This is a genomic window from Acinetobacter sp. WCHAc060006 (assembly GCF_004209135.1).
Taxonomy (GTDB): Bacteria; Pseudomonadota; Gammaproteobacteria; order Pseudomonadales; family Moraxellaceae; genus Acinetobacter; species Acinetobacter cumulans.
In genome coordinates, this window is sequence record NZ_SGSS01000026.1 from 18,448 (window position 1) to 41,518 (window position 23,071).

Genomic DNA, 23,071 nt, shown 5'->3' on the forward strand with positions numbered 1-23,071 from the left:
GTCATTGCACAGCAAGCTGAACGCTACCGTCTTTAACATTGAATAATTGATAAGAAATAGACAAATCATGCATGTGCTGTTGCACTGCGTCACAATCTAAAGTGGTAATAAAAACCTGGCTACCAAGTTGGCTTAATCGCTCAATTAAACGTTGTTGTGCGGTTAAATCTAATTCTGCTGTAAGATCATCTAATAATACCACAGTTTCCTTATTACACGCATGTAGCATTGCAATCTGTGACAGTTTTAAAGCCATGATCAGGAGCTTTTTTTGCCCTCTCGACAGCACCACATCAGCATCCCCCATCGGGGTTTTTAAACGTAAATCTGCACGATGTGGACCATGCTCGGTATAACGTCTTTCTAGATCTTTATAGTGCGCATTGGTCAAATCATTTAACAATCCAGTTTCACTATGAAAGCCCGCACTGTATTCCATGCAAATTTCCAGATCAGGCAAGAGCTGCGCTAAATCCTGTTGTAAATATCCCTTCCACAGCTCCACAACAGCCTGACGCTGGCGATGCAAAATTTCGCCATAATCACTCAGCATTTGGTTCCACGGCTCTAAATCACTGAGGCTTAAATGACGCTGTGCTTTGAGCAAACTATTACGCTGTTTGAGTGCTCGTGAATAGTATTGCCAAGCAGGATAAAATTCGGGTTCCACGTGGAACATCATCCAATCCAACATTTGTCGTCTTGGCTTAGCACCGTGGTCAATAATATCGCTACTTTGTGGGTCAATCAGTTGTAGAGGTAAGATTTTGGCCAACTGACCTTGAGTTGCAACCAGATCCCCATTCACCTTAATCAGTTGCTCACCGCTTTGCATTTTTTGCATACCAATTTTATCAGTATCAGATTGTGCAAAAACAATGGCATCAGCACAGGCATTTTGAATATAGTTTTTGGGGATATGCGTGCGAAAAGAACGCCCTGTTGCCAACAAATGAATGGCTTCTAAAACAGAGGTTTTACCCGAGCCATTTTGGCCATAAAAGACATTAAACGGCTGCAATCCTGAGAGTGCAACCGTTTTTAAGTTCCGTACACGTTCGATATGTAAACGCGTAATATGCATATAAATGGACGTCTAAAAAATCAATTAAACGCGCATTGGCATCACAACATAAGTTTGATCTTGATGTAGTGGATCTTGTACCAATACCGACTGATTCGCCTCAGTCATGGTCATCAATACATCATCACCATCCAGCACACTCAATACATCCAACAAATACTGTGCATTGAACGACATTTCCATCGATGCATCTGAATATTGAATCGCTAAGTCTTCAACAGCTTCGTCTTGCTCTGGGTTATTCGCACGCAATTGCAATGAATCTTCATTAAAATGCAAGAATACACCACGCAGTTTTTCGTTACTTAAAATCGCAACACGTTGCAATGATTGCTTAAATACATCATGTGCAATACGTACATTTTTGTCGCCACCACGTGGAATCACACGGCGATAATCTGGGAATTTACCATCAATCAATTTGGTCGTGAAACGCACCATAATGTCATGTTGTTCTTTGTCGCGGCTTGGGATACGAATCGTCACATTTAACAATTCACGACCAATTAACAAAGCCAATTGCTCATCTTCAACGCTCAACAAACGTTGTAACTCACCTACTGCTTTACGCGGTGCAATCGCTTGTACCAACTGTGACGCATTAGAAACAGCAGTCGTTTCACACAATGCTAAACGGTGACCATCTGTCGTCACTGCACGCAATTGATTTTGATCAATTTCCAACAATGTACCCGTTAAATAAAAACGAACATCCTGCACCGCCATAGCAAATGCGGTTTTTTCAAATAAACGTTTTAATTCACGCTGTGTAACTGTAACTTCTGTCCCTTGCGTATTTTCTGTAGTCAACAATGGATAATCTTCTGCAGGTAAAGTACCCAACACAAAGCGACTATTTCCAGACTTTAAAATACAACGTTGATCTTCTGTGATTTGTAAATCAACTAATGCTGCAGATGGCAAAGATTTACAGATATCTACCAACTTACGTGCAGGAACAGTGGTCTCACCTGCTTGTAAGCATGCACCCTCAGATAAAGTGGTTGATGCCACAAGTTCAACTTCAAGATCTGACCCAGTAATGGTCAGGGCTTGCTCAGTCACCTGAATTTTTAGGTTTGATAAAATGTTGAGGGTATGGCGACGTTCAACCGCTCCTACGACATGTGATAGAACATTCAGTAAGCTTTCTTTCGCGATTTTTAAACGCACGATGCATTCCTCTAAAAACTGAAGATTAAGAACAAATAAAATTAATTTTTTAGCAGTGTACTATGCGGCAGATAAGGCCGCATTGCAAGAATAGAATTTAACCAAAAACACCTTAACTTTGAAGCAAGCGAAGAAGGTTTTTATAGTCTTCATTAAAGATTGGATCTTCCTCACGCAGGCTTTGAACTTTTTCACACGCATGCATCACAGTACTGTGATCACGCCCACCAAAAGCCATACCAATTTCAGGGAAACTATCCCCTGTTAACTCACGTGCAAGCCCCATTGCAAGCTGACGAGGTCGCGCATAAATACGTGTGCGTTTTGGACCGACTAACTCTTTTAATGGGATTCGGAAGTATTCACTCACCACGCGCTGAATATTTTCAGTGCTGATAGTTCGTGCGCGAATGGCCAAAACATCTTTTAAGGATTCACGCACAACATCTAAATCAATTGGCGTCCCTTTAAAACGTGAAATCGCAACGACTTTATTTAAAGCGCCTTCCAATTCACGAACATTGGCTACAACTTGTTGTGCAATAAACAAAGCACAATTTCGTGGTAATTCCACATCATTGCTTTCAGCTTTTTTTAACAAAATTTCAATTCGAGTTTCAATATCTGGAGGTTCCACACCCACAGACAAGCCCCAAGAAAAACGTGACACTAAACGTGGATCGAGTTCAGTAAGCTCTTTAGGATAACGATCCGACGTTAGAATAATTTGTTTCGACTCATCCAATAACGCATTAAAGGTGTAAAAGAATTCCACCAAACTGGCTTCTTTACCTGCAAGCAAATGAATATCATCGACCAACAGTAAATCCAATGAACGACAATTCTTTTTAAACTCTTCAACTTTGCCTTGTTGTAATGAGCTCACAAAATCTTGCACAAAACTTTCAGCTGTCATGTACATGACGCGCGCATTCGGTTTTGCTTGTAATAGGGCATTACCCACAGCTTGCATTAAGTGTGTTTTACCCAAACCCGTCGGGCCATATAAAAATAATGGATTGTGCTGAGATTCACCCAATTGCGTTAACACTTTACGACAAGTTTCTGCTGCCATTTGGTTCGAACGACCTTCGACAAATAAAGAGAAACTAAATAAAGGGTTTAATTGACGCTTACGAATCTGTTTTGCACTACTGTCTTCACGTTCTTTTTTAGGTTTCGCAATCGGTGCAGGACTAGGTGTTAAAGCTGCTGTTGTTGTCGCAGGTTGCTCACTGGCAGATAAAATAGCCCCAGGACGAGAATCGACTTGAATTTCAACTTTACGTACCCGACCTTCAGACAACTGCTCCGCTAAAATAGTAATGAGCTCAAGATGATGTTCTTGAATATAACGCGTCCAATACGGATTGGGCGCATATAAGCGCAATGTGTCTTCTGACTCTTCAGCCACCAACGGACGGATCCACATCGTAAAGACATTTCCCGAAAGCTCTTGTCGCAAGCGATTTAAGCAGTCTGTCCAAAGCATGTGAAACCCCTATTCATTCCATTGTGCCAATAAAAAAATATGCTAGCCCGCAAAGCGGGTCGCCATTCTAACCAAGTTATCCACATCTGTCATGAACAATTCAGCAGAAATTAATCAAATAAGCCATTTTTAGATCATAAATTTAAATTTAAACCGTGTGTGGATAAGTTTATCCTCAAGCTGTGGATAAAATATAACATAAAGTTATCCACAATGTATCAAAAAAATAAAAACATAGTTATTCACAATTTAAACATTTGTTTTTTATATTTTAAAATACGATTTCCACAGAAAAACTCAACACTAATAATAATAAATTTAAATTTATAAATTTGAATTTATTTATAGAAACTCGATTTTCTGGGGATAACTAAGATTGCGATTTAAATTCAAATTTAAAACTAAGTTGGAATTTAAATTTAAATCTTATTGTGGATAACTTTGTGGTTAAAGTTGTTAATATCTTATTTTACCATAATAAACAATGATTTATCCTGTGTGTAAACCGATATTCGATAAAACAACACATTTTTATTTTGATCACTTTTATTGTCTTAACTTAATTTGTTTTTAAAAGAAAGTTGGTTTTTAATTGACAGCTCAAGCAATGAGCACTAAAATCGCGAACCTTCATAGAAAGATCATTTTTGGAGTTTCGATATGAAACGTACTTTCCAGCCTTCTGAACTAAAACGTAAACGCGTTCATGGCTTCCGTGCTCGTATGGCTACTAAAGCTGGTCGTCAAGTATTAGCTCGTCGCCGTGCAAAAGGCCGTCATAGCTTAACTGTTTAATCTGTTAAAGCTATACACGACTTGGGTGTTATGACAACACTTTATGGGTTTAGCACAGATGTTCGCATACACTGTGCTGACGACTATAAAAGTGTGTTCGATGGTGCGCTTTTTAAAGTGCATCAGCCCCATTTCTTATTTCTTGCGAAAATTTCCGAACAGCCTAAAAGCCGTTTGGGTATTGTTGTTGCTAAGAAAAAAGTACGTCGTGCACATGAAAGAAATCGAGTAAAACGTCTGGCTCGCGAAAGCTTTCGCTTGCATCAGCAGCAATTAGATGTATTGGATATTGTGGTGATGCCTAAAGTAGGTATAGAAGCAGTCCCAAATGCAGAATTGCATCAGCAATTACAATTTGCTTGGCAAAAGCTTCAACGTATTGCCAAAAAGCATTCAAAAACAGCTCCCTCCTCACAGAAAAAGTAGAGACAACCAATGGTACGTCTACTGCATTGGTTCATTCGTTTCTATCAAATAGTGATTAGTCCCTTACTTGGGCCTCGTTGTCGCTATATTCCAACCTGTTCTCAGTATTCTTTGGAAGCAATCCATCGGCATGGTGCTGTGCGTGGTGTCTGGCTGTCTGTTCATCGTATTTGTCGCTGTCATCCTTGGGGTGGCTCAGGGTATGACCCAGTGCCAGCCAAAGCAGTTCGTTTTATTTCATTTCAGCAAATAGATTCTCAAACGCGTCACGTTGCTGTACCCTTTCGTGATCGTTTATTGAACCAAAAACACTCTAACCACTTGGGGTAATAGATATGCAACAATGGGCCAGGATTGCCATTCTAGGAGCCATGTTTGTTGTCGCTTATTTGCTTATTTTGGCTTGGCAAAAAGACTACGGTCATGCAGAAGTTAAAGCACAGCCAACCGCTGCTGCTGTTTCGCATGAAGTCTCTGCCGATTTGCCAAATGCTCAAACAGCGGCGTCAGCGACCACTGATGTGCCACAAGCAAATGTGCCAGCACAACAAACAGCAGATGCAACAGCACCAGTAAGCCAACAGCTTATTTCTGTAAAAACTGACCTTTATCATCTTTGGATTAATCCAAAGGGTGGTGATATTGTTCGTGTTGAATTACTCAACCATGACAAGAATAAAGACAGTGACCAACCTTTTGTAATGCTCGAAAGTGATGCAAAACGTACGTATGTAGCACAATCAGGCTTAATTGGTCTAAACGGTCCCGACAGTAGCCGTGCAGGTCGACCATCTTATGAGATTGAAAAATCAGCATATACTTTAGCTGATGCAAAAGCGTCTAAAGATAAAGATGGTAAAGCGGTCAAAGTCCTTACTGTACCAATGGTGTATAAAACTGCAGATGGCATTGAAATTATCAAGTCATTTACGTTCACTCAAGGTGATTACCCGATTATTGTGAATCACAAAGTGGTGAACCGCAGTGCACAAAATTGGCAAGGTCAAATGTTTGGTCAAATCAAACGTGATAATTCAGAAGATCCAGGTAAATCGGATCAAGGGATTTTCACTTTGGGCACCTTCCTTGGCGGCGCATGGGGTACACCGGATGAGCATTACAACAAGCTAAAATTTGCTAACTTCAATGAAGAAAAGTTGAATGTTGAAGCAAAAGGCGGTTGGGTTGCTGTGGTACAACATTATTTTGTAAGTGCATGGATTCCGGGCGAGCTTAAATTAACGCAAGCCAATGGTCAGCCTTATGCAGCGAAGTTGGAATCACGTAAATCAACAGATGACATGAACATCATTGGTTTTACTTCGCCAACAATTAATGTTCCTGCGGGTACGGTTGCTGAATTAGATGCAACATTCTACTCAGGACCAAAAATTCAGTCTGAATTAAAAGATTTAGCTGTTGGTTTAAACCAAACTGTAGATTATGGTTGGTTGTGGCCAATTGCGAAGCTTTTATTCTTAGGCTTACAGTTCTTCCACGGTTTAGTGGGCAACTGGGGTTGGTCAATTATTTTATTGACGATTCTAGTGAAATTAATTCTTTGGCCGTTGTCGTCGAAGAGCTATCGCTCTATGGCGAAAATGCGTGTGATTGCGCCTGAAATGCAACGTATGAAAGAAGAGTTCGGTGAAGACCGTATGCGCTTCTCTCAAGAAATGATGGCTTTGTACAAGCGTGAGCAAGTTAACCCTCTTTCTGGGTGCTTACCATTGTTATTACAAATGCCAATTTTCCTTGCGTTGTATTGGGTATTGATGGAGTCAGTTGAACTTCGTCATGCACCATGGTTAGGTTGGATTCAAGATTTATCTGCAATGGACCCTTGGTTTATCCTGCCATTGTTGATGGGCTTGACGATGTTTATCCAGCAAAGTTTGAACCCACAGCCTGCAGATCCTATGCAAGCTAAAGTGTTCAAAATCATGCCAATCATCTTTACGGTATTTATGTTGTTCTTCCCTGCAGGCCTCGTGCTGTACTGGATCTGTAACAACAGTATTACGATCTTGCAACAAGGCCTGATTAATAAAGGCGTTGAAAAAGACCGTTTAAAACGTGAAGGCGCAGATTCAGCAAACTAAGCAGTGCTGATGGGCTGAATAAATCCGCTTAAGATGGTAATCTTAGGCGGATTTTTCTTTGCTTGTAATTTGAGAATTTTTTAGGTGAATGTTATGCAAAACCGAACCACAATTGCTGCCATTGCAACCCCGCCCGGTCGTGGTGGTGTCGGTGTAATTCGCCTATCTGGGCCAAAATCGTATGCAATTACAGAGGCGCTGTGCCAATCTGAATTGCCTAAAGCACGTTATGCAGGCTTTCGTAAGTTCTTAGATGTTCACGGCGAAATTATGGATGAGGGCTTGGTGATTTGCTTCCCAAATCCGCATTCATTTACAGGTGAAGACGTTGTTGAATTGCAAGGTCATGGTGGGCCTGTCATTCAAAATGCACTCCTTGCACGCTTACTAGAGCTCGGTGCGGTAGCTGCCAAAGCGGGTGAGTTTTCAATGCGTGCCTTTGAAAATGGCAAAATGGACTTGGTACAAGCAGAAGCCATTGCCGATTTGATTGATGCTACCTCACAAGCTGCAGCACGTTCGGCCGTACGTTCTTTGCAAGGTGCATTTTCAACTAAAGTGAATGCGGTATTAGAAAATCTAATTCACTTACGTTTACATGTAGAAGCGGCCATTGATTTTCCAGAAGAAGAAATTGACTTTTTGGCTGATGGTAAAATTTTAGGTTTATTGGATGGGGTGAGTGCTTCTGTCAGCGCTGTGCAACAATCAGCACGCCAAGGACAGTTGCTCCGTGAAGGCCTACAAGTGGTGATTGCGGGTAAACCCAATGCTGGTAAATCATCTTTACTCAATGCTCTAGCAGGTGTTGAACGTGCGATTGTGACCGATATTGCGGGCACGACACGTGATGTTTTACATGAAAAAATCACGCTGAATGGTTTACCTATTACGCTAACAGATACTGCAGGTCTGCGTGAAACGGGTGATGTGGTTGAAAAAGAAGGCATACGCCGTGCGATTAAGGAAATTGAGCAGGCGGATTTATTGCTTTTGGTTTATGACTTAAGTCAGGGTGAAGATCCACTACAATTAGCGCAAGATTATTTTGCAGAACACATTGAGCCTAAGCGCTTAATGTTGATTGGGAATAAATGTGATTTAACTGCAACAACGTCAGCATTGAGCGATTATCAAGGCTTTCGCCATATAACGGTGTCTGCGAAGCAAGAAACAGGCGTTCAAGCACTGATAGATGCTGTTACAGCGCATGCAGGCTTCCAACCAGAAGAAGATACCTTTATTGCACGAACACGCCATTTGGACGCAATGAAGCGCACTCAGCACTATCTTGCAGAGGCACGTGAGCAATTGGTGGTTTACCACGCAGGTGAATTGGTCGCAGAGTCGCTTCGCCTTGCACAAAATGCACTCGGTGAAATTACCGGTGATTTTAGTGCTGATGACTTATTGGGCAAGATCTTTGGATCGTTTTGTATTGGAAAATAAGCCAGTTTCCCTCGCTGTTTTAAAAATAAAAGCCCTCATTTGAGGGCTTTTATTTGAAAGTATGTTTGTGCTTAGTGCTGTAGTGGCGTGGTCATGCTGCGTTGGCAGAACAATAAACTGAGGCACAGGGCACCGACTGAGATACAAAAACCGATAATACCGATGCTAAAGCCAAAATGGTCGGATAAGTACCCCACACCAATAATCGGTAGAATTGTGCCCAAATAACCAATAAACAAATACGTCGACATCACCGCTGCTCGATTCTCTGTTTGAGTCATACTATGAATCATTCCAAATGCGCCCAGTAGGCTCAAACCGTGCCCTATTCCAGCACTGAACACACTCATAAAAAACAGCACGCCCCAGTGAAATGAAACACAGAGCGATAGCAGAATATAGCCCACGATCAGTGTAGAGAGGCCCAATCTCAACGACTTGCGCGGTAGCATTTTTTTGGCAGCGTATTGCGACAGTGCTGATACCAATAAAATGCTGGCAATAGATGTACCACTGACGATTGGGCCATGCCATGGAATAATATCTTTCACAAAAGACGGTGCTAAGGATGCAAATAAGCTAAAAGATGCGAAGGCACTGAATGCTGCAAAACCTGCGATATAAAACAGGCCGTGATATTTTTTGTCTGGCAATTCTAGATGTGGTGCAATTGAAAATGGTTGTTTTTCTGCAGGGACATGCTTCACTGTAAAAAGTCCAATCAAGCATAGAATCGCCCCTACAATGATAGGAAGATAAGGTGTGATGAGTGGCTGAGCAGAAAACTGAGCAATTACACCGCCAATCAATGGCCCAAGTCCAAAACCGATAATGGTAATAATCGAACTCATTTGTGGTGCGTTTTGCTTATAGCTGGTTGGAATGGTGTAAATCAGACCGAGCATCGCTGAAGTACTAATGAGGCCAGAAGCAATACCCACTAAAAAGCGTGCAAAGGATAAAAATAGTGCATCTGGGGCAATGGCAGAGAGTGCTAAGCCAGCAATGACAAAAATCATGCCTGCTTGTAAAGTTTTAATAAAGCCAAAACTATTGCTGGCGCGGCCTAAAAATAGCAGTGTTGCCAGACAACCAAACATATAAGCCACAAAAATATAGGTGATATGGCTCGGTAGCAAATGCCAAAGTTCCTGATAAATTGGATACAACGGGCTGGCGAGTGCTGTGCCAATGGTACCCATAATCAGGGCAAGGCTAACCATCATAAATGGATGCCAAGATTGAGAATTTGTCATGAAACAGATCGCATCTATAGGCTACTTTCTGATTGTAAAATGCAGAATATGAGAAAATGGTTGGGTGTTTAGTTAGTGTACTTGCGATCTGCGTCTAGGGTCAATTTATCCTATTTAAAATTTTAACTATAGCGCTTCAATAGTTGCATAAACTCAGCCAATTCTTCTTCATTGGTCTCAGTGTGTGTTCCTATCACATGATGGCGTAAATGTGCCTCTATTAATTCATTCATTAAGCCATGTACGGCGCCTTTAATGGCGGCCACTTGTTGCAGTACAGCGATACACTCGGCCTCAGGGTGCTGCAGTGCTTGCTCAACTGCATTCATTTGGCCTTGGAGTCGTTTTACACGGTTTAAAAGCTTCTTATCTTGGTGTAAATGGCTCATGTTTGATTCCTTACTCATATACTATAAGGGAGTATATGAGTAATTCTTTCAAATGAACAAGTCTCTGCTTCTTTGGATTTATTTTTATGATGCATATTTTTATTCAAGTTTTGGCTACAGCAGTATGTTCCACGTGAAACGATGTTGCAATTGGGTAAGGATTTGAAAATAAACTTCGAACTAATCAATAAATATCAGTAGAATCTTTAACATAAAAATGACGTGGTGAACGTAATGATCAAAAAGACCTGTGCCTTAATTATTGCGGGTGTAATGTCGCAATGGGCGTTGGCAGATGCAGCTTCTGTACAAGCTTTGCTGGTAAAAAACTATCCTGCATTAAATATCGAACAAGTTAAAAAAACTGAAGTGCCTGGAATTTATAGCGGTTATGCTGGAGACACGGTTGTTTATATCACTGAAGATGCAGAATATGTATTGGCAGGTAATATGATTCGTCTTAAGGATCAGGAAAACTTAACCAAATCACTTATGTATCGACCAGGACAAGTGGATTGGAAAGCCCTGCCATTCAAAGATGCAGTTAAAACTGTAAGAGGTACTGGTAAGCGCCAGTTGGCGATCTTTTCTGACCCAAATTGCCCGTATTGCAAACAACTTGAAGTAGAATTGAATAAGCTGAATGATGTCACTATTTACACATTTATTTTGCCTTTAAAGCCACAATCTGTAGCGCCGTCTAAACAAGTTTTTTGTGAAAAAGACCCAGCTTATGCTTGGACTAATTTGATTAGTAAAGGCGTACAACCCACCAGTAGTAAAACGTGTGCAAATCCGATTGAGCGTAATATTCAATTGGCGCGTACTTTGGGTTTAAATGGTACACCTGCTATTATTTTTGCGGATGGTGCGAAAATGTTAGGTGCTTATCCTGCTACAGAGATCGAAGCGCGCTTAAAGCAAATTGGTCAATAAGCTGAATATTTAGCTTGAGCAAACACGATAAAAAATACCCGTGCGAAACGGGTATTTTTTTGCTTCGTCAGTTTGCGTTTTAAGCACTGGATTTTTTGGTGACCATGTTATAAATGAAGAGAATAATGATTGCACCAATGACTGAGGCAATAAAGCCAGCTGCTGAGTTTTCGCCGTAAATACCGAGTAAGCGACCGCCGTACGTGGCGAGTAGTGAGCCCGCAATACCCAATAAAGTCGTCACTATAAAGCTGGCTTTATCTTCGCCTGGATGGATCGCACGGGCAATTAAACCTGCGATAAAACCAACAACAATCGCGACAATGAGTGACCACATAAGTGAGCTCCTTTTCTTATCATGTAATTGTTTTTACATCATGTTTCTATTTCATCTTGAGTTAATTGGTCATCTATAAATAGTTGAATTTAGCTAAAAACTGTTGTTTTTTTGTTCATATTAATTTAAGAAATAAAAAAAAGTGGCCTTCGGCCACTTTTAAATGTCTGGTATAGAATTACAGACCAATTTCACCAATAAATGGAATGTGGCGATATTTTTGGTCATAGTCTAAGCCATAACCCACGATGAACTTATCTTCAACTTCAAAACCTAAAAAGCGGACATCGAGGTCGATTTCACGACGTGAAGGTTTGCTGACTAAAGTACATAATTCAATTGAGTTCGGTCCGCGTGTTTCTAAAATTTCTAACACTTTGCTCAAGGTATTGCCTGAGTCAATAATGTCTTCAACCACAAGTACATCTTTACCACGAATTTCGCCGTCTAAATCTTTTAAAATTTTTACGTCACGTGTTGATACTGTGCCACTGCCATAGCTTGATACGGTCATGAAATCTAATTCATGAACTTTGCTAATTGCACGGCATAAATCTGCCATAAAAATAACAGACCCACGTAACAGGCCCACCAGAACTAATTCTTTATCACTGTTGGCATAGTGTGCATCAATTTGCGCACCTAGTGCTTTAACTTTGGCTTGAATTTCTTCAGTGGAGATCAACACGCTCATTTGAACTGTCATGGGTAGATACCTAAAATACAAAAATAAAAAAGGCGTTGACCAGCAACACCTAAAAATATGCCTTAATTTTAATACAACTTGGATGCCCTTGCATTATTTTTTCTGTTGAAAATGTAAGCAATATGGTTAGGCACATTGATTTTACTCATATTTAATCAGGTCAAAATACTTTGCACGCTGATGAATGCCTAACCATGCTATAAGGAAATGCAAATTTAACAGGTCGAATAAACCCGCTGACCATACACATAGGTTGCGTGAATATTCCGATCATCTCCCATCAGCATAAGCGCAAATAGGGCATCTTCTAAGCTTTTGGCACGTGATTGGCGTAGCTGCTGTAATGCTGTGGCTTTTAAATCCAACACCACAAAATCGGCTTCTTTACCTGTATTAAAGTTACCTAGGGTCTGATCTAAATCTAAAGCTTTTGCACCACCTAATGTTGCATGATACAGCGCTTCGTATGCAGAAAGTTTATTGCCTTGTAGCTGTTGAACTTTATAGGCTTCTTGAATGGTTTGTAGTTGGTTGAAGGAAGTCCCTGCACCAATGTCTGTGCCTAAGCCCACTTTGATCTGTTTTTCCCATGCGGTATGTAAGGGAAATAAACCACTGCCGAGAAATAAGTTAGAGGTTGGGCAAAAAGCGATGGCAGAATCAGTGTCATGCATGCAGTTCCATTCGTCATCTTCTAAGTGCACACAATGTGCAAAGACTGATTTATTGCCAGTTAAACCAAAATGATGATAGACATCTAAATAGCCTTTTTGCGCAGGGAAAAGTGCTTTCACCCATTCAATTTCGCTTTTATTTTCACTCAGATGTGTATGCACATACACATCTGGATATTCTGCTTTTAACTCCCCTGCCCGTTTGAGTTGTTCTGGGCTCGAGGTTGGAGCAAAACGTGGCGTAATGGCATATAGGTTACGGCCTTTGCCATGCCATTTTTCAATTAAAGCTTTTGATTCACTATAAGCACGTTCTGGGGTATCACATAAATCATCGGGGGCATGACGGTCCATCATGACCTTACCTGCAATCAGGCGCATTTGATAGTTGCTTGCAGCTTCAAATAAGGCATCAACTGATTCGGGATGTACAGTACAGAACACTAAAGCTGTGGTGGTGCCATTTTTAAGGAGTTCATGCACAAAAAATTCTGCAATGGTTTTAGCATAAGCAGGATCTGAAAATTGTAATTCGGTTGGGAAAGTATAGGTATTTAACCATTCCAAAAGTTGTTCGCCGTAAGCGCCCATCATTTCAGTTTGTGGAAAATGAATATGTGTATCGATAAAACCAGGGACGATCAATTGATCTGGATAATGTTGCACGTCAACTTGTGCAGCTAAACGTGCCTGCCCGTCTTGCCAAGTTCCAAACCACTGAATTTTGCCATTTTGGCTGATGAGTAGACCATCCTCTACATATCGCACTTGGTCGTGTATATCACGTGCTTGGGCAACTGTATTCTGAATGTCGAGGAAGCGACCACGGATCGCTGTCGTTGCAATTACAGAAGACATTTTAAACCTGTATGTTTGAATTTTTTCAATTGATTGTACCTGAAAAACTCAAGCATACGAGGATTCATCACATAATCTTTAATGCTTCGGTATGGCCTAAATGATTGGCCTATTATTGGTATGGGATTTCAGGCGTATCTTATTTTTTTTACTGTGGGTGATGACGAGATAGACATAAAAAAGCCTCCTATGAAAGAAGGCTTTTTGCGCACTTTAGAGGGTCGTTTCGTTGTATTTTTTACTATGACGAATGGACAGCCAAGCGGTAATCGCAAGGGTAATCACAATAAAGCCGAGAGAAATCCAAATCGGCATGTGGAAGACATCAAGCATCAACATTTTGAAACCGATAAACACCAAGATCAGCCCTAAACCATAAGGTAGATAATGCATTTTTGAAGCTGCACCAGACAATAAGAAGAACATGGCACGTAAACCCAAAATAGCCATTAAATTCGCGGTTAATACAATAAACGGGTCTGTGGTGACTGCAAAAATTGCAGGAATAGAATCCACCGCAAAAATCACGTCCGAAGCTTCAACTAAAATAAGCACCAAAAATAAAGGTGTCGCCCAAAGCATGCCATTTTGACGGACAAAGAACTTATCTTCATGCATTTGCGGGGTAATGCGCATGTGCTTGCGTAACCATTTTAAAATGGCCATATCTTCGATATTGGTATCCTCTTCCTCTTGTCCTTTTAAGAACTTGAAGCCGGTATAAACCAAGAACGCACCGAAGATATACAGCACCCAAGAAAACTCTTGTACAAACCACGCACCAATAAAAATAAAGATGGTCCGTAGGACAATTGCACCTAATACGCCGTACAGTAAAAGCTTACGTTGTAATGCGGGTGGAATTGCAAAAGCTGCAAAAATCATCAGCCAGACAAAGACGTTATCGACAGCAAGAGATTTTTCTAACAGATAACCTGCAAAGTATTCCATGACCTTGGTATTTGCCACAGCCACACCTGCGGTTTGTTGTAAGTAGAGCCAGAGTCCGCCACCAAATAGTGTTGCGACTGAGACCCAAGCAATACTCCAATAGGCCGCTGTTTTTACTTTAACTTCTTGGCCTTGGTTATTTTTAAAGCCTAAAAAGTCGATGATAAGCATCACGGTGACTAAACCGAAAAATGCCAAATACAGCCAGAGTGAGCCGATTGTTTCCATGTGTGTATCCTCCACATCTAACAACCGGCCATAAAAAAACCTTGACCTGTTGCCAGATGAATAAAAACATCTGTAACAACATGATCAAGGTCTTGCCTACATTTTAGTAGAGACATTTTGTCCTCTAAAATGCTCAGATACCGACTTTTTGCAAAGTGTAATGACGATATTCTGACACCTAAGCATTGATGTAATGATTAGGTTTGGAGGAGGCTACTCCCCTTGTCTTGCATAATTTAGTGATTGAAGCGTGTTCAAATCTGTGGCGATCTTCTCAGATTTTGCTTGAGGAAGCAAACTTTATCTGTGCATTTTTTGTAGGTCTGTTTGCCTAAGTTTGAAAATCTTTGCGCCGTGCGAATACGGCGGCCAGTACTGTGCCTATTACAGCCAAGATGCCACCCATAATACCGATATTACTCAGCCCGAATTGTAGTGAAACGATGCCACCCAGTAAGGCACCTCCCCCGATGCCGACATTGTATAAGCCTGAATAAATTGCCATGGCTACATCCGTTGCATCAGAAGCTAAATTTAAGGTTTGTGACTGTAGTGCCAGACTAAAACCAATAATGCCGATGCCCCAAAATAGGCTTAATGCGCTAAAGCTGATAAAACTAGCAGAAGCAGGAAGCATTAATAGCATAGAAGCAGCCAATAGCAGCGTGAACATCGGAATGCTGACACGTGGATATTTGGCGCCAAATTTACCAAACAGATAAGAGCCGATAAAACCTGCCCCGCCATAGATTAATAAGAGTGCGGTGGTTTCTGTGGAGCTTAACTGCGCTACATTGAGTGCAAAAGGCTCAATATAGCTATAAGCCGTAAACTGCGCTGTAATCACAATCACGGTCAGTGCAAACACCAGCATGAGGCTAGGCCGGTGTATAAATTCTTTTAAGCTACTCAAAGAGCCCGAATTTTGACTTGGGAGCAATGGCAGAGTTTTAGCCAGTGTTAGGCATACGACTGTGGCACCGATAGCAATTAGTGCAAATGTATTACGCCAGCCATAGGCTTCACCCACCATACGCCCAAAAGGAATACCCAGTACCATGGCCAGCGCCGTACCCGTTGCGAGCAGTCCCAACGCCTGAAATGCTTTGCCTTCAGGCGCGACACGAACAGCAAGTGACGCAGTAATTGACCAGAACAATGCATGTGAAAATGCAATGCCGATACGGCTGATCAGTAGTGTATTAAAGCTCCATGCAAAATATGACAGCACATGACTCACAATAAATACACTAAACAGTGCCATGAGTAGAAAGCGCCGTTCAATATTCTTGGTCAGTAGCATTATCGGCAGAGAGATTGGTGCGACCACCCATGCATATAATGTAATCATAATGCCCGTTTCGGTGGCAGGCATATCAAAGCTTTTACCAATATCGCTCAGCAGTGCTACGGGAATAAATTCCGTGGTATTAAAAATGAATGCAGCGAAAGCGAGCGTAATCACGCTGATCCACTGACGGGTAGCAGATGTATCGGAATTGGGGCTAGACATAGTCGGGTATTTGGGGAATTTTCGCCATTCTAGGGTTATGGTGAAGAATTGTTAAGCGCTATTGAATATCTACATCAATATCAATAAAAAATACCAAAGAACAAATCAATGATTCTATATTTTCACACATACAAAAATAGGCGGATACATGATCGTACAGCATCTAGAAAATGGCAGTAAAGGCGCTTTTTATGTGGAACAGCAGGGTGAACGATTAGCTGAGATGACGTATTCCTGGGCTGGTACAGACAAATTTATTATTGATCATACCGCGGTCAGCGATAGTTTACGTGGGCAAGGTGTGGGTCGACATTTGGTTGATGCTGCGGTGCAATTTGCACGGGAGCGTCAGGTGAAAATTATACCGCTATGCCCTTTTGCCAAATCTGTTTTTGACAAAGATCCAGAAATTCGTGATGTGCTGGTTTAAGCCACGCAGTCTCAGTGATCTGAATGTAGCTGATAGCGTTGACTGTCTTTGAAAAATAGACAGATAAACGGATAAAACTGAACATTGCATTATTCAGTCTGACACATCAATGACGTCGCAAGATGCCTGTTACTGTCGAGCAGGCATTTCACTTAAAAGCGTGAGCGGTACATTGATACAGCCAGCAAGATTGCAATCAGTATAAGAAATCCTACACTAGCAAGATATAAATCCATTGAAATCCCCAAAAAATATCAAAACAAAAAAAGAACAGCTTTAGTTGATGAATTTAGAGAAAATTAGTCAGATTTGATATCACTGAAATCAGGTATTTTTTAACGTTTTTTAATGGTTTAGTCGATTAATTCATTTATTTAAAAAATGTCATTTGGACGGCATTCAGGAGTATAACAATGCAGCTTCAGCATCAAGACAATGGTCAGCAGGGTGAATTTTTCAAGTTAAATGAAGACGGCGAGCGTGTCGCAGAAATTAGCTATATATGGAATGACGAACATAAAATTGTTGCCAATCATACATGGGTGGATCATTCATTACGTGGTCAGGGCGCTGCCCGTGAAATGCTCGATAGTCTGGTTAATTATGCGCGTGAAAAGCATTTGAAAATTATTCCAGCGTGCTCTTATGTTGATGTGATGTTTAAACGCGACAAAAGCCTTGCGGATTTGCGTGCTTAAACAGCTTCTGGAAGTAGCGCTGGGTTTTATAGAGGTGCTTCATAAAATGTTGCAACACTCGATATACGTAATAAAAATTATTCCGCGACAGTTAATAATTTAAAAACTCACGGTCAGGGCTCAGTGGCAAGCGACGTTGTGATTTACGAGATTGAGTATAGCATTGCAACATATCAATTGCGCTGTAGCCCAGTAGTATGCTCGCTAACATCATTTGAAGCAGATCAAATGCGCTGTGATAAAACAGCACTGCGCTGAAGCCTGCAACTGTTGCAATCAAATAGCCACGTTGGCCAATGAAATAACGAAGTAATGCACCGAGTGCAATCGAAGTAATAAGGACATTTAGCAGTTCATTGAGGCCTAAATGATGAAAAACCAGTACCAAAATGCCTGCAATTGTTATTAATCCAAATGTTTTAAAGATGTTGGGGAGCATAGATAACCTCTTTTATTGTTTTTGAGGTAAAAGCACCAGCAAAGACCAGTGTGTAATATTGAGCCTATTTTATCTAAAGTTGTTTGCAAAATTGAGATGTAGTTGGCATAAATGGACGTAAGTATAAAATTACATTTGATTAAAAAATAAACAAATTAGAATTTTAAAAATCGAAGCGCTTCGCGCTCAGTTAAGGATTAAACTTATGATGCAGCTGTGCTATGCCAGTACTCGTCAGGAGAATCAAAAGGATTTACTTGAGGATCTGAGTGATATTTTAGTTTCTGCTCGAAATTTTAATCAGGCACATGCAATCTATGGGGTACTGTACTATGCGGAAGGTAGATTCTTCCAATGTCTTGAAGCAGAGGCGGAAATTTTAGAAAAAGTCTACGCTAAAATTGCGAGCGATCCTCGCCACACAAATCTCATCCGTTTTGAAAATCGTGTGATTGATCGGCTTCATTTTTCTGAATGGTCTATGAAATATGTAAATAAACATAGTTCGATCGGAACGCTGTTCAAAAGGTTCGGATTGAATGCATTTTTACCACATGAACTGAAGACAGAACAAATTCCTGTATTTTTAGAATTATTACTAAGGTTACAGAATAGCGAGCCGAAACTCAAACGCATGCAAGGTTACCGCACACGAGGATATAAACCTTATCTTTAATCGATTTAGATATCTAAAAATAAAAAAAAGCCCGCTTCACGGGCTTCTTTAAAACGGCTACACCATGTTTTAGATTAGGTTGTTAAGGCCGTAATTAATTTTTGATGCAGACCACCAAAACCACCATTCGACATAATCACCACAGCATCACCCTCGCCTGCTTCTGTAGTCACTTTTTGAATGATTTCATCCAATGTGCGCGCAACCATCGCTTTATTCGGTGAAGCCTGAATGACAGGCTCTAAGTCCCAATCTAAACCTTCAGGTTGATACCAAATAACTTCATCGGCCAGTCGTGCTGAATGTGCTAAGCCATCTTTATGACTGCCCATACGCATGGTGTTTGAGCGTGGTTCAATAATCGCCCAGAGCTTACGTTCGCCTAGGCGTTTGCGTGCACCTTCTAGGGTTGTGTCAATTGCTGTTGGGTGATGTGCAAAGTCATCATAAACTTCAATGCCACGTACGGTAGCAAGCAATTCCATACGGCGTTTTACACCGCCAAAATTGGACAGTGCTTCGCAGGCAGTTTCAATGGATACACCGACGTGCTCTGCTGCTGCAATCGTTGCTAAGGCATTGGCTACAGAGTGTTGGCCTGTCATGTTCCATTTCACTTCGCCTTTGACTGTGCCGTGCTGTAGCACTTTAAAATGTGAACCATCAGCAGAGAGTTGCTCAGCATAAAGTTCTGCTTTTTCATTTGCATCTAAAGAGGTACGTACGACTGGCGTCCAGCATCCCTGTGCTAATACTTCGTCAATATTGCTTTCTGTAATTGGCGCAATAATGCGACCTTCACTTGGAATAGTACGGACTAAATGATGGAACTGTTTTTGAATCGCGGCTAAATCATCAAAGATATCAGCATGGTCAAATTCAAGGTTATTCAGAATCGCTGTTTTTGGATGGTAATGCACAAACTTAGAGCGCTTATCAAAAAACGCTGAATCGTATTCATCTGCTTCTACACAGAAGTATTTCCCAGCGCCTAAGCGTGCACTTTCGCTAAAGCCCAAAGGCACACCACCAATCAGGAAGCCTGGTTCAAGACCCGCTTGATCGAGTACCCATGCCAGCATCGTCGTTGTTGTGGTTTTGCCATGCGTCCCTGCTACGCCCAGCACGTGTTTACCTTGTAAGACATAGTCTGCGAGGAACTGCGGGCCAGAAATATAAGGCATGCCTTCATTGAGCATGTATTCCACAACATCAATGCCACGCTTCATGGCATTGCCCACAATTACAAGATCAGGTTGTGGTTGTAGCTGGCTACGGTCATAGCCTTGAATTAAAGTAATGCCTGCATTTTCTAGCTGGGTCGACATTGGAGGGTAAACGTTTTGATCTGAACCCGTCACCTTATGGCCAAGGTCTCGCGCCAGTAGCGCCAAAGAACCCATAAAGGTGCCGCAAATACCTAAAATATGCAGATGCATACGCTCACTCCACTGCTTTTATAGACACATCACGTATTATTGGTGCTGTTGTCGTGATTAATTTGATGTGAAAGCAACGATAGCAAGGCTCTTGGGGAAAAGATAGTTTTTCTTGTCACTGGACATAGAATATTCTTGCGTGATTTTGCGCTTTTTTTTGTGTTATAAAAAAATAGTAACAGGTTAAAAAATTTGTGAGAAAAAACGTAAAATGGCCACACTTATTGCTAGACATTTGAGCCAATGTATCTGCCCTTTATATTATTGATTGTTGCGAACTGTTTTATGACTTTGGCTTGGTATGGTCATTTAAAGTTTTTACCGCACGATGCGCCTCTATGGAAGGCTATATTATTAAGTTGGATCATTGCCTTAGCAGAATATAGTTTTATGATTCCTGCAACGCGCTACCTTGCCCAACAAGGTTGGTCTATGGGGGAAATGAAAATTACCCAAGAAGTTGTGACTTTACTGGTCTTTGTACCTTTTATGATTTTTCTGTTTAAACAGCCATTTAAACTCGATTATGTGTGGGCTGGCTTGTGTCTATTGGGCTGTGTGTATTTTGTCTTTCGTAGCCAATAATTTAAATCATAGGGCTACTGCCCTATTTTTATTTAAGTTTTGCCAAGCTTGATAAAAAAATAATAAAAATCTGCGCTTAGTTTGACTCTAAGATTTTGGTGAGCTGAAAATTCAGTCTATAATATGGGGCTCTTATTAAAGCTTGGCTCTAGTCGAGATTTATCTCTCTTAACTAATCTCTGGAAACATTGCAATGAATGCGGCCGCTTCACAAGACACACCTCTCGTTGGAATTATCATGGGTTCTCAATCAGATTGGGCAACTCTCGAACACACTGCCAATATGCTTAAGCAACTTGGCGTCCCATTTGAAGCGGAAGTGGTATCTGCGCACCGTACGCCAGACCGTCTTTTTGAATATGCAGAGCAAGCCCGCGATCGCGGTATTCAAGTAATTATTGCGGGTGCTGGTGGTGCTGCACATTTGCCAGGTATGTGTGCAGCTAAAACTGATCTTCCAGTACTGGGTGTTCCAGTGAAGTCTTCAATTTTGAACGGCGTTGATTCATTGCTTTCGATTGTACAAATGCCTGCAGGTATTGCAGTGGGTACATTGGCGATTGGTCCTGCTGGCGCAACCAATGCTGCAATCATGGCAGCGCAAATTTTAGGTTTAACACGTCCTGAAATTGCAAAAAATGTTGTAGATTTCCGTGCGGCTCAAACTGAAAAAGTTGCGAGCAAAAACATTCCTGGTCAGAACTAAGAGCAAGCTTAATACGGGAGTTATATCATGGATAAAACCATTGGTATTTTTGGTGGTGGCCAGTTGGGTCGTATGATGGCGCAAGCAGCCCTACCACTGAATGTGCAATGCACCTTTTTTGAAGCAAGTACAGATTGCCCATCGGCAGCGCTTGGTCCAGTATTTTCGACCAAAGCAGAAAATGGCTTGCAAGAGTTTATCGCCAGTGCAGATGTATTTAGTCTTGAGTTTGAAAATACGCCATTAACGGATGTCGATGTTCTAACGAAAAGCAAAACGTTGCACCCACCACGTCAAGCCTTGGCAATTGCACAACATCGCTTGTCTGAAAAAGCTTTATTTGATGAACTTTCAATTCCAGTTGCGCCGTATAAAGCCGTGACTTCACTTGAGGGTTTAAACCTTGCTGTGGCTGAATTGGGTTTACCTATCGTACTCAAAACATCACGTGGCGGTTATGATGGCAAAGGCCAATTTGTATTGCGCACTGCAGATCAAATTGCACAAGCATGGGCTGAGCTTGGCCCTGCGGGTGAGCTCATTGCAGAAAGCTTTGTGACTTTCTCTCGTGAAGTGTCAATTATTGCGGTGCGTGGCCAAGATGGTGATGTACGTACTTGGCCTTTGGCTGAAAACCATCACCATAATGGCATTTTGTCGCATTCGATTGTCCCAGCACCCAACAGTGTTGATTTACAGCCTGTGGCGCAAGACTACATCACTCGCCTGCTCAATCATTTGAATTATGTCGGTGTATTAACACTTGAACTGTTCGTGACTGACAAAGGCTTGTATGCCAATGAGATGGCACCACGCGTGCATAACTCAGGTCACTGGTCAATTGAAGGCTCAGTATGCTCTCAATTTGAAAACCATATTCGTGCTGTTGCAGGTTTACCTTTAGGTTCAACGGCTGTGGTTCGTCCGACTGTAATGGTGAACATTATTGGTCAACATCCAAAATCTGAAGATGTTTTGGCTTTAGAAGGTGCGCATTTACACCTTTATAATAAGTCAGAGCGTGAAGGTCGTAAGATTGGCCATATTACCTTAATGCCCAATGACAGCGCTGAATTGACCACTTTATGCCGTCAATTGGCGAAGATTTTACCGAATCCTTTAGCGCTTAGCGAAGATATGAGCATCTAAACGTACAGTTGCTGTAAAAAAAAGCGATCACGTCAGTGATCGCTTTTTTTATACCTTAACTTCGGGCATCATTGCGCCTCTTTTACGCAGACAGGCCTTTGGTCGGTTTTGCTGGTAAAGCAATTGATTATAAATTCACCTATTTGCTATAAATATTGGCATCTTGCTGTGCGACTTAATTGAAAGACTGTTTAGCGAACTTGCCTCTTTATTCAGACGCATTGAACAATAAAAGCTAAGTTTGAATTCAAAATATCAACAATGAATTTAAATTCAAAAACAAATTCAAATTTAAAACACTACTTTTAAATTCAAAGTTTTGAATTTAAATTTATTGCAGTTTAAATTCAAAGTAAAAGCATGTTTAATGCATTCAAAAATAATATATTTATCAAAATCTTGTAATTAAGTGGCTTGTGGATGAAAGTTTGAATTTAAAAAAATTTATTAAAAATAAATTTAAATTCATTTTTGTTTTGGTGTTTTGAATTTAAAAAACATTAAGTCTGATCTGTGGATAAGTTTTTTGAATTTAAAAGCGAAACTTTGCTTTAAATTTAAAAATGAATTCAAAAGTTAC

The 23,071-nt window shown here is 41.0% G+C and carries 24 protein-coding genes; 12 read left to right on the forward strand and 12 right to left on the reverse strand.

The annotated features are described in order from the left end of the window. Position 1: 1 nt before the first annotated feature. From recF to dnaA, 3 genes are all read right to left on the reverse strand, one after another. Positions 2 to 1,084: a DNA replication/repair protein RecF gene (gene recF, locus EXE29_RS13700; protein ID WP_106986188.1), complete on the reverse strand. Its 1,083-nt coding sequence runs from the start codon at positions 1,082 to 1,084 to the stop codon at positions 2 to 4. A gap of 24 nt (positions 1,085 to 1,108) precedes the next feature. Beyond that, complete coding sequence (dnaN, locus tag EXE29_RS13705) at positions 1,109 to 2,257, reverse strand: DNA polymerase III subunit beta (protein ID WP_106986187.1); 1,149 nt, start codon at positions 2,255 to 2,257, stop codon at positions 1,109 to 1,111. A gap of 112 nt (positions 2,258 to 2,369) precedes the next feature. Continuing rightward, positions 2,370 to 3,749: a chromosomal replication initiator protein DnaA gene (gene dnaA / locus EXE29_RS13710; RefSeq protein ID WP_117007991.1), complete on the reverse strand. Its 1,380-nt coding sequence runs from the start codon at positions 3,747 to 3,749 to the stop codon at positions 2,370 to 2,372. Positions 3,750 to 4,409: 660 nt separating this feature from the next. Here dnaA and rpmH point away from each other — a divergent pair. The 5 genes from rpmH to mnmE all read left to right on the forward strand — a co-directional run bounded on the left by rpmH (position 4,410) and on the right by mnmE (position 8,521). Beyond that, positions 4,410 to 4,544 (forward strand): 50S ribosomal protein L34, encoded by a 135-nt coding sequence (gene rpmH / locus EXE29_RS13715; RefSeq protein ID WP_000831329.1) that lies wholly within the window; start codon positions 4,410 to 4,412, stop codon positions 4,542 to 4,544. Between the two features lie 30 nt (positions 4,545 to 4,574). After that, positions 4,575 to 4,970, forward strand: coding sequence for a ribonuclease P protein component (gene rnpA, locus EXE29_RS13720; protein WP_106986185.1), 396 nt, complete (start codon positions 4,575 to 4,577; stop codon positions 4,968 to 4,970). A gap of 9 nt (positions 4,971 to 4,979) precedes the next feature. After that, a complete protein-coding gene (gene yidD / locus EXE29_RS13725) occupies positions 4,980 to 5,300 on the forward strand; it encodes a membrane protein insertion efficiency factor YidD (protein ID WP_106986184.1) in 321 nt (106 codons plus the stop codon). A 5-nt stretch (positions 5,301 to 5,305) separates the two neighbouring features. Then, positions 5,306 to 7,072, forward strand: a complete 1,767-nt coding sequence (gene yidC, locus EXE29_RS13730) for a membrane protein insertase YidC (RefSeq protein WP_106986183.1) — start codon at positions 5,306 to 5,308, stop codon at positions 7,070 to 7,072. 93 nt (positions 7,073 to 7,165) lie between these two features. Further along, positions 7,166 to 8,521, forward strand: coding sequence for a tRNA uridine-5-carboxymethylaminomethyl(34) synthesis GTPase MnmE (gene mnmE, locus EXE29_RS13735; protein WP_106986182.1), 1,356 nt, complete (start codon positions 7,166 to 7,168; stop codon positions 8,519 to 8,521). 71 nt (positions 8,522 to 8,592) lie between these two features. Here the strand turns inward: mnmE and EXE29_RS13740 are convergent, their stop codons facing one another. Continuing rightward, positions 8,593 to 9,777: an MFS transporter gene (locus tag EXE29_RS13740; RefSeq protein ID WP_120364845.1), complete on the reverse strand. Its 1,185-nt coding sequence runs from the start codon at positions 9,775 to 9,777 to the stop codon at positions 8,593 to 8,595. 122 nt (positions 9,778 to 9,899) lie between these two features. Beyond that, the gene (locus tag EXE29_RS13745; RefSeq protein ID WP_120364846.1) at positions 9,900 to 10,166 is read right to left on the reverse strand and encodes a metal/formaldehyde-sensitive transcriptional repressor; all 267 of its coding nucleotides are present in this window, start codon (positions 10,164 to 10,166) and stop codon (positions 9,900 to 9,902) included. A gap of 234 nt (positions 10,167 to 10,400) precedes the next feature. On the opposite strand from EXE29_RS13745, the gene EXE29_RS13750 reads away from it, so the two are divergent. Continuing rightward, positions 10,401 to 11,102: a DsbC family protein gene (locus EXE29_RS13750; protein ID WP_120364847.1), complete on the forward strand. Its 702-nt coding sequence runs from the start codon at positions 10,401 to 10,403 to the stop codon at positions 11,100 to 11,102. Positions 11,103 to 11,181: 79 nt separating this feature from the next. On the opposite strand, the gene EXE29_RS13755 is transcribed toward EXE29_RS13750, so the two are convergent. The 5 genes from EXE29_RS13755 to EXE29_RS13775 form a co-directional block, all read right to left on the reverse strand. Beyond that, positions 11,182 to 11,439: a GlsB/YeaQ/YmgE family stress response membrane protein gene (locus tag EXE29_RS13755; protein WP_120364848.1), complete on the reverse strand. Its 258-nt coding sequence runs from the start codon at positions 11,437 to 11,439 to the stop codon at positions 11,182 to 11,184. A 178-nt stretch (positions 11,440 to 11,617) separates the two neighbouring features. Next, positions 11,618 to 12,145, reverse strand: coding sequence for a hypoxanthine phosphoribosyltransferase (hpt, locus tag EXE29_RS13760; RefSeq protein WP_117007997.1), 528 nt, complete (start codon positions 12,143 to 12,145; stop codon positions 11,618 to 11,620). Positions 12,146 to 12,360: 215 nt separating this feature from the next. Then, positions 12,361 to 13,677 carry a guanine deaminase gene (guaD, locus tag EXE29_RS13765; protein WP_120364849.1) on the reverse strand — a complete coding sequence of 439 codons (1,317 nt, stop codon included), beginning with the start codon at positions 13,675 to 13,677 and terminating at the stop codon, positions 12,361 to 12,363. A gap of 213 nt (positions 13,678 to 13,890) precedes the next feature. Continuing rightward, the gene (locus tag EXE29_RS13770; protein WP_117007999.1) at positions 13,891 to 14,856 is read right to left on the reverse strand and encodes a TerC family protein; all 966 of its coding nucleotides are present in this window, start codon (positions 14,854 to 14,856) and stop codon (positions 13,891 to 13,893) included. Positions 14,857 to 15,187: 331 nt separating this feature from the next. Continuing rightward, entirely contained in the window at positions 15,188 to 16,369 is a 1,182-nt protein-coding gene (locus tag EXE29_RS13775) for a sugar transporter (RefSeq protein ID WP_106986174.1), read from the reverse strand. A gap of 148 nt (positions 16,370 to 16,517) precedes the next feature. Here EXE29_RS13775 and EXE29_RS13780 point away from each other — a divergent pair, with 148 nt between their 5' ends. Next, positions 16,518 to 16,799 carry a GNAT family N-acetyltransferase gene (locus EXE29_RS13780; protein WP_120364850.1) on the forward strand — a complete coding sequence of 94 codons (282 nt, stop codon included), beginning with the start codon at positions 16,518 to 16,520 and terminating at the stop codon, positions 16,797 to 16,799. A gap of 413 nt (positions 16,800 to 17,212) precedes the next feature. Next, entirely contained in the window at positions 17,213 to 17,497 is a 285-nt protein-coding gene (locus EXE29_RS13785) for a GNAT family N-acetyltransferase (protein ID WP_106986172.1), read from the forward strand. 91 nt (positions 17,498 to 17,588) lie between these two features. Here the strand turns inward: EXE29_RS13785 and EXE29_RS13790 are convergent, their stop codons facing one another. Then, positions 17,589 to 17,936, reverse strand: coding sequence for a hypothetical protein (locus tag EXE29_RS13790; protein ID WP_106986171.1), 348 nt, complete (start codon positions 17,934 to 17,936; stop codon positions 17,589 to 17,591). Between the two features lie 205 nt (positions 17,937 to 18,141). On the opposite strand from EXE29_RS13790, the gene EXE29_RS13795 reads away from it, so the two are divergent. Continuing rightward, the gene (locus EXE29_RS13795; RefSeq protein WP_117008001.1) at positions 18,142 to 18,612 is read left to right on the forward strand and encodes a BLUF domain-containing protein; all 471 of its coding nucleotides are present in this window, start codon (positions 18,142 to 18,144) and stop codon (positions 18,610 to 18,612) included. Between the two features lie 74 nt (positions 18,613 to 18,686). Here EXE29_RS13795 and mpl read toward each other — a convergent pair whose 3' ends face one another. Continuing rightward, a complete protein-coding gene (gene mpl / locus EXE29_RS13800; RefSeq protein WP_120364851.1) occupies positions 18,687 to 20,051 on the reverse strand; it encodes a UDP-N-acetylmuramate:L-alanyl-gamma-D-glutamyl-meso-diaminopimelate ligase in 1,365 nt (454 codons plus the stop codon). Positions 20,052 to 20,294: 243 nt separating this feature from the next. On the opposite strand from mpl, the gene EXE29_RS13805 reads away from it, so the two are divergent. From EXE29_RS13805 to EXE29_RS13815, 3 genes are all read left to right on the forward strand, one after another. Continuing rightward, positions 20,295 to 20,636 (forward strand): DMT family protein, encoded by a 342-nt coding sequence (locus EXE29_RS13805; protein ID WP_106986168.1) that lies wholly within the window; start codon positions 20,295 to 20,297, stop codon positions 20,634 to 20,636. Positions 20,637 to 20,829: 193 nt separating this feature from the next. Next, entirely contained in the window at positions 20,830 to 21,342 is a 513-nt protein-coding gene (gene purE / locus EXE29_RS13810) for a 5-(carboxyamino)imidazole ribonucleotide mutase (RefSeq protein ID WP_106986167.1), read from the forward strand. 27 nt (positions 21,343 to 21,369) lie between these two features. Next, on the forward strand, positions 21,370 to 22,491 hold the full coding sequence (locus tag EXE29_RS13815; protein ID WP_106986166.1) for a 5-(carboxyamino)imidazole ribonucleotide synthase: 1,122 nt from the start codon (positions 21,370 to 21,372) through the stop codon (positions 22,489 to 22,491). The last annotated feature ends 580 nt before the right edge of the window (positions 22,492 to 23,071 follow it).